The following is a 12,458-nucleotide window of genomic DNA, read 5'->3' as shown; positions in this document are numbered from 1 at the left end:
GTGCAAACCAATTCGAAAAATATTGTGTTTGCTAAAGTTTATAAGTATATAAGATGTTTATGTATTTTACTAAATATCTTTTAGATAAGTTATTTTTCTTCATTTTCATTCGGAATATATCGAGTTTCAATTATTTTAAGCTATATATAGTTATTTATACTTCTTTTGCTTACCAAATTTAAGTATTTACATATTTTTAAATAATGTTTTTTTACAATTTTTGATTTAAAATTAGAATTTTAATTATCTATTTAAGTTTTAAGAAACATTATTTTCTTTTTTTTGCATTTTAGATATGGTTATATAAGCTGTTTTATCTTTAATTCTATATAAACTTAATTATTTCAAGTATCCAACTTATCCTATTTAGATTTTGAGTTATTTGTTAGAACAGGCTAAACTTATTCGTATTAATTACGTTAAATTTAGCATAATTCAGAAAAATCAGTGTTAAAACTAGATATAATAATTTTAATTCTATATTCAAAAAATCTAATGACTTCTTTTTTACAAATTTTTTAGTTATTTTTTTATTTTATTAGTTTTATTTTAGAAACTTATTTATAGAATTTTTTTGAGAAATCTTAATCGCTAATAACTTTATCTTGAACTATTTTTATATAAAATAAGTTATTATTATACTTCACAAATTTTTGAATTATTGTTATATGTGTTAACTTGTTTCAATCATTTTATTAAGTTTCAAATTATTCAAAAAAATTTTTAGATTTAGGGTATTTATTGGTTTTAAAAATATCTTTGGATGTCCCTTTTTCTATAATTTTACCATCTTCCATAAAACAAATATTATGAGCAATTTTTTTAGCAAATGCCATCTCGTGTGTAGCTATGATTAAAGTCATCTTTTTTTTTTGAGTTAATTTTTGAAGTATTTCAAAAATATTTTGTACTGATTCCGGATCTAAAGCTGATGTAGGTTCGTCTAATAAAAGAATTTCTGGTTCCATACATAAAGCTCTGGCGATAGCTACTCTTTGTTTTTGGCCTCCAGATAATTGTTTTACATCTTTATATAAAAAATCTTCTAAACCGACTTCTTTTAATTTGGAAATAGCTGTTTGTTGAGCTTGATTTCGAGGTATTTTTAAAATTTTGATAGGCGATAGACAACAATTTTCTAAAACATTTTTTTCTTCAAATAAATTAAAACTTTGAAAAATCATCCCTATTTTGGTTCTTAATTGAAAAACATTAAAATTTGGTTCTAAAATATTTTGTTGATTTATGAAAATTTTACCTTGATCAGGTCTTTCTAATAAATTTAAACATCTTAATAAAGTTGATTTACCAGAACCAGAATAACCTATAACAACAAGTATTTCTTTATTTTTAATTTGTAAATTAATATTTTTTAAAACTAATTTATTATTAAAATGTTTTTGTACATTTTGCATTCTAATTATGTATTTTTCCATTTATCATCTTCCTTTGTAAAAACGCTTATTAAAAAAAATAATAATTTAGATTAAAAATATTAAAAAATAATTTTTAATCTAAATTTATTTATTGAAAAACCAAAAATATATTAATTTATTGAAAAATAAAAAATGTTTATTTATTTATTCTAACATATTTTAATAAATTAAAATATAATTTTTTATATTCTTATATAAACAACGATGAATAGCATTTATTTAATACAAAAAAATTATAGATGCTTTGAAACAATTTATTTATGTTATAATATACTAATAATGAATAATAAGGTTTATTTTTCATCAATATAAAGTCGACATTAGAAATATTAGAAATCAACTAATCAAAATAAATTGTTTTTTAAAAAAATATTTATATTTTATACGAAATAATAAATTATATTTTTATTTAACAAATGTGTTCTTATCATAAATCCATAGTAAAATATTTTTTTATTTTTATTAACTTTGTTAACAAATAATTACAAATAAGTATGGAGCAAATATATATAAAATGAATCAAAAACGAAAAGATACTTATGTTTTATTTTCTTTTATAACTCTTTTTATAGTTTTATCTTGTTGCGGAATTATAAATTATTATTATCAATATGTTTTTATGCAAAAAATTGAAATTTATATTAGTATTTTATTATCTATTTTTGGATTTTATTTTTTTCTTTTACCTGAGCAATTTATTATAGGTGGTTTAGAAAGTAATTTAATTTGTTTAGATAAAATTTTTTTTTATAATAAGAAAAAACAAAAATATGTTTTAAGTAGCACTAATGGTATTATTATTATAAGAATTATCATTTTATTATTTGCTTTATGTTTGTTATTTCAAAAATATACTGATTCTAAACAAATTTTTTTTTCATCCATAATATTTAGCTTTTTGTTTTCTTTTATTACTAAAACATTCAATTATTCCCGAATTAAACCGAATACCATTATTACACAATTTCCGCTATTTATAAAAAAAAATATTTTTTATAAGTTATTCTTATCTTCTATCATTGTCGGTTTAACTATTGGAATGAGCGCAAGTGTTATTTTAAAAAATAAATATGCTAGTGGCGGAACTGATATTCTGTTTCAGTTTATAAATTCAATTTTTAAATTAAAGCTTAGTAATATATTATTAATAATGGATGGTACCTTTATTTTATTGTCTTTTATAATCGATTTAAAGAGAAAAACAAATAATAAACGAAAAATTATTATGAAGTATATTTTTTCTATTACCGCTTTTTTAATAATTTTTTTTATTATAAAATTAAGAACAGTTTAAAAAGAGAATTAATAAAAAAATGATTTCTTCCAGAGAAAATATAAAATTTAAAAAATTAAAAAAACTATTTTTAAAAAAATACCGCGATTTTTATCAAGAGTTTGTTATTTTTGGTGAACATTTAATTCAAGAAGCTTTTAACAAAAAAGCCATTATTGAATTATATACAATTTCATCATCTACCAAAGGGACTTTAATTTCTCATCAATTGATGAAAGAATTAAATAAAAATAAAATACTTTATCCTATGTGTGCTCTTTGCAAAATACAACCTCAAAAATTAATAAGTGATAAAATATTAGTTTTGGATAATGTCCAAGATCCAAGTAATGCCGGTGTTTTATTAAGAAGCGCTTGTGCTTTTAATTTTAAACATATTTTTAGTAGTTCCGAATCAGTCGATTTTTATAATGAAAAAACAATTAGAGCTAGTCAAGGAGCCATATTTCATTTATTTTTGGAAAGAGGAGATATAATAAATTTTTTATCATTATCTAAACAAAAAAATTATACTCTTTTTAGTTCTTCGGTGAATAAGAAAAGTATAAATTTAAATAATAATTCTTTTTTCAACCAAAATAATAAAAAAATTTTAATCTTAGGAAATGAAGGTTCAGGAGTATCTCCTTTAGTAGAACAAAAGTCTGATTATTTTCTGCATATTGATATCGATAATATTGACAGTCTAAATGTAGGAGTTGCTGGAAGTATTTTAATGTATTTGTTAAAATAATTTTTTTCATTGATATAAGAAAATGATTTAATTTTGAGTCATATTTTGGTTACAAATTACTTATCAAGAACTTTTAATAAGTTATTTAAAATATAATTTTATTTGAATATAAATAATGATATTTATTTGTTTATATCGTTGTTTTATTTTTTATCTAAAACAAAAATATTAAAAAATGATAAAATAATATTATGTGCTTTATGTTTTAATTTTAAAATTGAAATTTTAATTTTAAGATTTTTCGATTTTAACTTATTTAAGGAAAATAAAATTAAATTATATGAAAACTCAAAATTTTTTAAATTATATAGAACAATTATCTGAAGAGTATGAATTAACTAAAGAACAAACTTTGCAAGCTTTTGAAAAAAGTTTGATTTCTGGTTGTAAAAAAAATTTCCAAATTAAAAGTTGTCAATTGATTTTTACAAAAGAATATCAAGAGTTTTTTTTGTATAAAGAATATTTAGTTATAGAACCAGAAGTAGTACATGAAACAATAAACGAAGATAATATCGATATCAAAAAAATAACTTGTATTACTCTTGAAGAAGCTCGTAAATTAAAAAAAAATGCACAAGCAGGAGATATTATTACAATTGAAGTCGATCCTAAAGAATTTAGTTTTTATGCTAGTAAAGATTTTAAAAATAAATTTAATGAAGAAATAATTAAATATAAAAAAGAAAATATTTATAATTTTTTTAAAAATTACGAACATAAATTAATTAGTGCTAAAGTAATTTCTGTTAAAAAAAATTTTTGTGTTTTAGAATTGGAAAAAGAAGTTCAAACTGTTTTGTTTAACAAAGATAAATTAGCTAATGATGATTTCGAAATAGGTCAAAGAATTCAAGTTTATGTTGTAGCAGTTGAAAAAACTACTAAAATGCCAAAAATTTTAGTAAGTCGTACTTGTAGTGATTTTGTTCTTGAAATTTTCAAAGAATTTATTCCTGAAATTCAAGAAGGAATTATTGAAATTATAGGCATTGCTCGTTTTCCTTCGGTAAGAGTGAAAATAGGTTTATTATCTAATGAACCTTCTATCGATGCTATTGGTTCTTGTATTGGTGAAAATGGTAATAGAATAAAAAATATTATTAATGTTTTAAAAGGCGAAAAAATAGATTTATTTTTATGGAGCGATGAACCCAAAGAACTTATCGCAAATGCTTTACAACCTGCCAAAGTTACTGAAATTAATATTGTAGATTTAGAAAATAAAAACGTTTCTGTTTTGGTAAATGAAAATCAAGTTTCGTTGGCTATCGGTCGATTGGGTACCAATGTTAAATTAGCTATTCAAGCTACTAAATGGAATATTTCTATTAAAACGATTTGATTTTCGAATATTTTGATATTTTGTAGTTGAATAATAAATTATTACAATTGATAAAAATTCTTATTTAGAAAGTTTAAATGATTTTATTATAGAAGGAATATTAATGAATATGAATGAAAAAAAAAAAGATAATAATGTTGCCAAACAAACCAAAGTCAAAAGTTATTTATTTAATCCTGAGCATACTATTAAAGATTTAGCTGATATTTTACAAGTTTCTAATATTTTTTTAATTAAAAAATTCATAGAATTTGGAATTAAAACAAATATTCATCAATTTGTAACTAAAGAAATTGCAGAAACATTAGGTTTGTTTTTAGATATAGAAGTTATTTTTGATTCTAAAGAAAAAGTTTCAGTTGAAAAAATCCAAAAAAAAGTTGAAAAAGAAAATTTAACAAAAAGAGACCCAATTGTTATTATTATGGGTCATGTTGATCATGGTAAAACTACTTTGTTAGATGCATTTAGACAAACACGTTTAGTTGATAAAGAATTTGGCGGTATTACCCAACATATTGGAGCTTATCAAATTGAACACGAAAAACAAAAAATTACTTTTATAGATAGTCCAGGTCATGAAGCTTTTTTTCAAATGCGTTCTCGCGGAGTTCAAGTAACTGATATTTGTCTTTTGATAGTTGCTGCTGATGACGGAGTCAAACCACAAACTATCGAATCTGTCAAACACGCTCAAAAAGCGCAAGTCGAAATAATTGTCGTTATTAATAAAATAGATAAATTGAATAATAAAAAAGAAAATATTATGACTGATTTATCTAATTTAGGTTTAATTCCAGAAGAATGGGGCGGCAATACCGCATATATCGAAATCTCAGCTTTAAAAAAAGAAGGTTTAGATAAATTATTAAAATTAATTTTATTAGTTAGCGAAATGAAAAATATCAAAACTGATTTGAATACAACCACTCAAGGAGTTGTTTTAGAAGCTAGTTTAGACAAGAAAAAAGGACCTTCAGCTACTTTTATTACTTTTCAAGGAATTTTGAAAATTGGTGATGTTGTAACAGTTGGAGATAATACTTATGGTAAAATTCGTTCTATTAAAGATGATTTAGAAACAAGTTTTCAAAAAGTTTATCCGTCTCAACCTGTTTTAATAACAGGATTAGATACTGTACCTAAAGCAGGTGATGTTTTTGAAGTAGTTGAAAATAAAAAAATAGCTAAACAAATTATCGAACGTAAAAAGAATTTGTTAAAAGAGCAAAATAAAAATAATAACGAATCTAATGAATCTTTCTATAATAATGTTTTGGCACCACAAGAAAATAAAAATAAATCTTTAAATATTGTTATCAAAGCAGACACGCAAGGTAGTTTAGAAGTTATTATTGAATCTTTAGAAAAATTAAATATTCAAGATATAAAAGTTAATATTTTAAAAGCTTCTGTCGGTATAATTACTTTTAATGATATTGATTTTGCTAATATTTTTAATTCTTGTTTAATTAATTTTAATACATCTATTAGTAGTTCTTTAGAAAAAATAGCTCAAAATCTTAAAGTAGATATGAAAAATTATAATATTCTTTATAAAATTATTGAAGATGTAGAGATTAAATTAAAAAATTTAGTAGAACCTGTTTTAGAAGAAAAAATAACAGGTCAAGCACAAATTAAAAAAATATTTACTATAAGTTCTATTGGTAGTATTGCGGGTTGTTATGTTACTAAAGGAATAATTTTTCATAATTCTTTAGCAAAAGTAATTCGAGATCAAAAAGTTATTTTTCAAGGTAAGATCGTTTCTTTAAAACATTTAAAAAATAATATTAATAGCGCTAATCAAGGACATGAATGTGGTATTTTATTAGATAATTTTAATAATTTTCAAATTGATGATATAATAGAATCATCTAAAATAGAGAAAGTGACACTTTAATATGAGTAATATTACAATCAAGAGAAGAGCTAATATAATACATAAATTTTTGGTTCAAATAGTGAATGAAATTATTGAGGATAGCCAAATAGGTTGTATCAATTTAACAAATGTTGATTTATCTAATGATTTATCTTTTTGTAATGTTTATTACACTATTTTAAATGATAAACCAGAAATTTTAAATTTAGTTAAAAAAGCTTTACAAAAACATCAAAAAGAAATTCGTTTGAGATTAGCTAGTAAAATTAAAAATATTAAAAAAATTCCTGAATTAATATTTAAATATGATGAAACATTAACTTATGGAAAAAAAATCGATGAACTTTTCAATAATATTATCAAAGAATAAAATAAAAAAGATAAATTAATTAATTTATCTTTTTTATTTTATTGAATATTTTTAAAAGTATTATAAAAAGGACAAAATAATGTTATATGCAGAAGTGATAGTAGATAATAAAATTCCTAATTTAACTAAAATTTTTGATTATTTTATTCCTGAAGAATTAGTTAATATAATTCAAAAAGGAATGAGAGTAATTGTTCCTTTTGGATTGAAAAATACTGAACGCTTAGGTTATGTTTTAAACTTAAAAAAGGATACTTCGATCAATACAAAACGCGTCAAAACTATTATAGAAATTTTAGATGAAATTCCTTTTTTAACTGAAGAACTTTTTTTATTAACAAAAGAAATATCGCATATTCCTTTTATATCTCCTTCCTTAGTATATAATACTATTATTCCGCGAAGTTTTTTGAGTACTTATAAGAGAAAAATTACAGTTCTCAAAGAAAACAAAATACCTTTAAAATTCAAAGAATATTTAATTCAAAAAGAAGGTCTTATATCTTTAAAAGATAATTTTTTTTTAAGAGAAGACATATTTAAATTACAAAAAAACAAAATTATTAAAACACAAATTGTAATGGGTAAAAAAGATCATCGTCCTAAAGTTTCACATAAAAATAAAAACAAGCAAATTTTAGTTTTAGATCAAAGGCGAAATGAAATAACTTTAAATTATATAAATTCTTTTAGTTTAAATAAAGAACAAAATTTTATTTGGCAACAAATTTGTTTAGAAGGTTATAATCATTATTTATTGTATTGTGATCATCATGAAGATAAAATAATGATGTATTTGAAATTTATCGAACATTCTTTAAAACAAAAAAAACAAGTTTTAATTGTAGTTGCAGAGATAATTTTGATTACTTATTTAAAAGAAAAAATTCAAAAATATTTCCCAAACATTCCTATTAGTGTTTTTATAAGTGATTCTAATTTAACAGAACATTATCAAAAAAATCAAGATATTCAAGAACAAAAAATTTTTATTGTTATAGGTACAAGGAAGATTATATTTTCTCCTTTACAAAAAATAGGCGTTATTATTTTTGATGAAGAAAATGATGATTCTTTGATTGAAAAAGAAAAAAGCCCAAATTATGATGCTAAAGAATTAGCACATATTCGTGCTAAATATCATCAAATTCCTTTGGTTTTTTTTACAACAATACCTTCATCAGAAAATTATTTACTAATACATCAAAAAAAAATTATTTTTTTTGATTTAACAAGAAAAAATAAAAAAATAATGAAATTAATCGATATGAAACAAGAATTAAAAAAAGGAAATTTAACTCCTTTATCTTATGATTTATTATCGAATGTAAAACAAAATATAAAAGAAAAGAAAAAAACAATTTTATTTATTAATGTTTTAGGTTTTTCACCTTTTGTTTTATGTCGTTTTTGTAGTTATATTCCTAAATGTTTGAAATGTTCTCAAAATTTAGTTTTTTTAAAAAATGATCGTATTTTAAAATGCTCTTTTTGTCATTATAGTCAAAAATTTAGTTCTAAATGCCCTCATTGTCATAATATTGCTTTAAAAAACGTAAGTTTAGGTATTGAATATGTTTTAAATTTTTTACAAAAAGAAATACCTAATATTAAGATAGCCAGTATAGATTCAATTTCTATTAAAACATTAAAACATTATCAACTAATTTTAGATAAATTTGAAAATAATGAAATTGATCTTTTATTAGGAACAGAAATGATAGTTAAAAATTTAAAATTACCTCCAATTGAAACAGTAGGTGTTTTGATGGTAGATGCTCTTTTAAATATTCCTAATTTTAAAGCAACAGAAGGAACTTTTAAATCGCTAATGAAACTGTCTAACTATCTTTCTGAAAAAGGGAAAATCATTGTACAAGGTTATAATATAAATCATTTTGCTCTGCAAAAAGCTAAATATTATGATGTTTTTCCTTTTTTAACACAAATTTTAAAAGAAAGACAAATGAGTGAAAATCCTCCTTTTGTTTTTTTAAGTAAAATATTAATTTCACATAAAAAATTCATTAAAGTTATTAATATTGCAAAAAAAATAAAAGAAAGTTTAGAGAAAAATTTTTTGCTTAAAATAAAAATTTTTGAACCTTCTTATCCCTTGATATTTTATAAAAATGAATATTATAGAGTGTTATTAACTTTGAAATATTATGAATGGCCTTTAAATTTAAATTTTATTATTGAACAAAATTTAAATGAAGATGCTTTTATTTTATTTGATCGTTTTGCTAATATTATTTAATTGTTATTTTTATTTATAAAAATAGTAAATTTATATATAATAAAAGTGTATACTTTGATATAGTATTTTGGTATATTCATATTTTGTATATTTAATTAATAATAAATATGTTATCAGCTTTTAAATATTTTAAATTATTTAATAAATAATTTAAAATATTTAAACTTTAAAAGTTGCTATTTTATTGTTTAATATATTATTTAATATAAAAAAATGAATGGAAAGGTTATAAGTTTTTTTATGTTAATAAACTCTTCTGATAACTCACGAAAAAAAAATATATTAGAATCAGATTCTAATAAAGAAATTTCTATTTGGAAAAATTTGATTATTTTAGCTTTTCCTATCGCTTTGTATTTATTATTTCAAAATGTAAGTTCTTCTATAGATTTTTATATTATTAAAAAACCAACTTCTGTATCAAATACAAATGTTGAAGCTGCTGTTACTTACATGAAACAAATAAAAAAAGTACTTCAAAGTATCGCAATATCTTTAGGTGGTGCTGGTGTTGTTTTAGTAGCTAGAGAATATAAACAAAAAAATAACGAACAATCTAAGCAATATGCGACTTTAATTTTTATTATGTCAGTTTTAAGCTCTTTAAGTATTTTTTTAATTTTTTATGTTGGTGCTTTGTTGCCATCTCCTTTAGGTGATATTTTTTTAAGTAGGGCGTATCATTTGGATGGTGGCTGGGAATATTATATTATTTCTTTATTAACTTTTGTTTTTATTACTATAAATTGCGTTTTTATTGGTTTAGAAAGAACTAAAAATAAAAAGAGAATTGTTTTATTTTTGAATATTTTAAATATAACTTTACGAATTATTTTAGCTTTTTTAATGAAATATATTCAAAAAGATAATGTTACAATTATTCATTTAGCTTGGGCTGATTTTTTTTCTAATTTTGCTATTTCTCTTTTTGCTTTTTATTTTATGTTCAATTCTAAAAATGATTTTCAAATTCAATTTCGTAAATTAATTTTCCCTAAAAAAGTTGTTAAAAATATTTTAAAATTATCATTTATTTTGATAATAGGTAAAGCAACTTATGAAATTGGAAAAAAATTTATTAATGACATGGCTACAGACTATTATGGTAAAGACTTAATATCTATAACAGGATTGGTAGCAGCTGTTAATGGTATTTTTTATTCTATTTCTCAATCTTTTGAAGATGCCGAATCAGTAATGGTGTCTCGACAAGCGAAAATAAATAAAAATACAAATACTTTGAAAATTTTTAAAAATGCTTTTATTATCACTTTAATAATCGGTATTATCGGAGTTTTTTCTAATCATTTTTTTGGTGAATTTTTTTTAAAAATTTTAAAACCATCAGATCAAATCACTCCAGACTCATTAAAAAATTTTAAAACGGTTTTATTTTTCGAACAAATGTCTTTGTTTACTTCTGTTTGGGCCTCTATTATAATGATTTATATTGTGTCTTATACAAAAAATGCTAGTATTGTTTTATGGTTGAATATGTTAAGGATTGTAGCGAGAATGTCTTGTTTATGGTTTTGTCATAAATATAAATATATTCAAATATCAGATTATACAGAATTTGGTATTAGTACGAGCTTGAGTAATATAATTGTTTTAGCGGTCACTGTTATTTTATTTATTCGCTTTATTAAAGCACAAAAAATAATAGAAAGAAATATGAATTTATAAAATCTATAATAAAAATAAATTTTTGTTATTATTTTTAAATAAAAAAGGAGTTTAATAATGGTTCTGCAATTAGATATAGAAGGTATAAAAAAATTTTTAGATTGGAACAAAGAAGTTTCAGTTATAAAACCCAAAGTTACCGAAATACATAATCGATTACACAAAGATAAAGATTTAGAGAAAAAATATTTAGGTTGGTTGAATTTACCTTTAGATCAAAATATTATCTTAGATATAAAAAAAATTCAAAAATTACAAAAATCAATTCCAGATCTAGATGTTTTAGTAGTTATAGGTGTTGGAGGTTCTTATATAGGAGCTAAAGCTGGTATAGAATTTCTTCAAAAACCCTTTAGTAAAAATAAACCTGAAATTATTTTTGCAGGCCATCAAGTTTCAGGTAGTTATTTAACTAATTTAATTAATTATTTAAAAAATAAAAAATGGGCTATTAATGTAATTTCTAAATCAGGCACTACTTTAGAACCTTCTTTAGCTTTTAGAATTTTAAAAAAAGAAATCGAAAACAAATATAGTTTAACAGAAGCTAAAAAATTTATTTTTGTTACTACTGATTCCGAAAAAGGTATTTTATTAGATATTTCTAAAAAAGAAGGGTATGAAACATTTGTTATTCCTAATTCTATTGGTGGTCGTTTTAGTGTTTTAACTAGTGTTGGAATGTTGCCTTTTGTTTTTGCTAATTTAGATGTTGAAGATATATTAAAAGGTGCTATGACAGCTTATCAAGATACTTTAACTGATGATTTAGATAAAAATTTAGCTTATCAATATGCAGTAGCTAGATATGTAATGTATATTAAATTAAATAAAAAAATAGAATTATTTGTAAGTTATGAACCTCATTTATTATCTTTTATTGAATGGTGTAAACAATTATTCGGAGAAACAGAAGGAAAAGAAGAAAAAGGACTTTTTTTATCTTCTGTGAATAATTCTACAGATTTACATTCTTTAGGCCAATTTATTCAAGAAGGTTCTAAAATAATGTTTGAAACAGTTTTAAATATTCATAATATGACAGATGATTGTAATATTCCTATGGTTCATCCAGATTTAGATAAATTAAATTATTTACAGGGTAAATCTTTTTCTGATATAAATCAAAAAATTTTAAAAGCTGTAAAACAATCTCATATAGAAGGCGGAGTACCTAATGTAGAAATTAGTATTTCTTGCTTAGATGAATATCACTTAGGTTATCTTATTTATTTTTTTCAAAAAGCTTGTGCTATGTCTGGTTATTTAATAGATATTAATCCTTTTAATCAACCAGGAGTCGAAATTTATAAACAAAAAATGTTTAATTTATTAAAATAATAATATAATAATTTCTTTTTATTTCTTACGAATTTAACAATTTATACTAATTGACAAAATAAATTTTATTATTTGTTTTATAAAACAATTTAAATATAATTTGTA

Annotated in this window: 9 protein-coding genes; 8 read left to right on the top strand and 1 reads right to left on the bottom strand. The window is 21.5% G+C overall.

Translation table 11 applies throughout. The features are described from left to right. Window positions 1–707: 707 nt before the first annotated feature. On the bottom strand, window positions 708–1,436 hold the full coding sequence (locus AADV48_RS01865; protein ID WP_341266384.1) for an amino acid ABC transporter ATP-binding protein: 729 nt from the start codon (window positions 1,434–1,436) through the stop codon (window positions 708–710). 514 nt (window positions 1,437–1,950) lie between these two features. Here AADV48_RS01865 and AADV48_RS01860 point away from each other — a divergent pair. The 8 genes from AADV48_RS01860 to AADV48_RS01825 all read left to right on the top strand — a co-directional run bounded on the left by AADV48_RS01860 (window position 1,951) and on the right by AADV48_RS01825 (window position 12,353). Next, the gene (locus AADV48_RS01860; protein WP_341266383.1) at window positions 1,951–2,730 is read left to right on the top strand and encodes a YitT family protein; all 780 of its coding nucleotides are present in this window, start codon (window positions 1,951–1,953) and stop codon (window positions 2,728–2,730) included. A gap of 19 nt (window positions 2,731–2,749) precedes the next feature. Next, on the top strand, window positions 2,750–3,463 hold the full coding sequence (locus tag AADV48_RS01855; RefSeq protein ID WP_341266382.1) for an RNA methyltransferase: 714 nt from the start codon (window positions 2,750–2,752) through the stop codon (window positions 3,461–3,463). A 280-nt stretch (window positions 3,464–3,743) separates the two neighbouring features. Beyond that, the gene (nusA, locus tag AADV48_RS01850; protein ID WP_341266381.1) at window positions 3,744–4,808 is read left to right on the top strand and encodes a transcription termination factor NusA; all 1,065 of its coding nucleotides are present in this window, start codon (window positions 3,744–3,746) and stop codon (window positions 4,806–4,808) included. Window positions 4,809–4,917: 109 nt separating this feature from the next. After that, a complete protein-coding gene (gene infB, locus AADV48_RS01845; RefSeq protein WP_341266380.1) occupies window positions 4,918–6,714 on the top strand; it encodes a translation initiation factor IF-2 in 1,797 nt (598 codons plus the stop codon). Window position 6,715: 1 nt separating this feature from the next. Then, the gene (rbfA, locus tag AADV48_RS01840; RefSeq protein ID WP_341266379.1) at window positions 6,716–7,066 is read left to right on the top strand and encodes a 30S ribosome-binding factor RbfA; all 351 of its coding nucleotides are present in this window, start codon (window positions 6,716–6,718) and stop codon (window positions 7,064–7,066) included. A 79-nt stretch (window positions 7,067–7,145) separates the two neighbouring features. Beyond that, window positions 7,146–9,326: a replication restart helicase PriA gene (gene priA / locus AADV48_RS01835; RefSeq protein WP_341266378.1), complete on the top strand. Its 2,181-nt coding sequence runs from the start codon at window positions 7,146–7,148 to the stop codon at window positions 9,324–9,326. Between the two features lie 240 nt (window positions 9,327–9,566). Further along, window positions 9,567–11,012, top strand: a complete 1,446-nt coding sequence (locus AADV48_RS01830; RefSeq protein WP_341266377.1) for an MATE family efflux transporter — start codon at window positions 9,567–9,569, stop codon at window positions 11,010–11,012. Between the two features lie 57 nt (window positions 11,013–11,069). After that, complete coding sequence (locus AADV48_RS01825) at window positions 11,070–12,353, top strand: glucose-6-phosphate isomerase (protein WP_341266376.1); 1,284 nt, start codon at window positions 11,070–11,072, stop codon at window positions 12,351–12,353. Window positions 12,354–12,458: the final 105 nt, after the last annotated feature.

The organism is Candidatus Phytoplasma fraxini, from assembly GCF_038024965.1.
GTDB classification, from domain to species: domain Bacteria; phylum Bacillota_I; class Bacilli_A; order Acholeplasmatales; family Acholeplasmataceae; genus Phytoplasma; species Phytoplasma fraxini.
The sequence above is the reverse complement of the archived record's forward strand: the minus strand, read 5'-3'. Positions and strand labels throughout refer to the sequence as shown.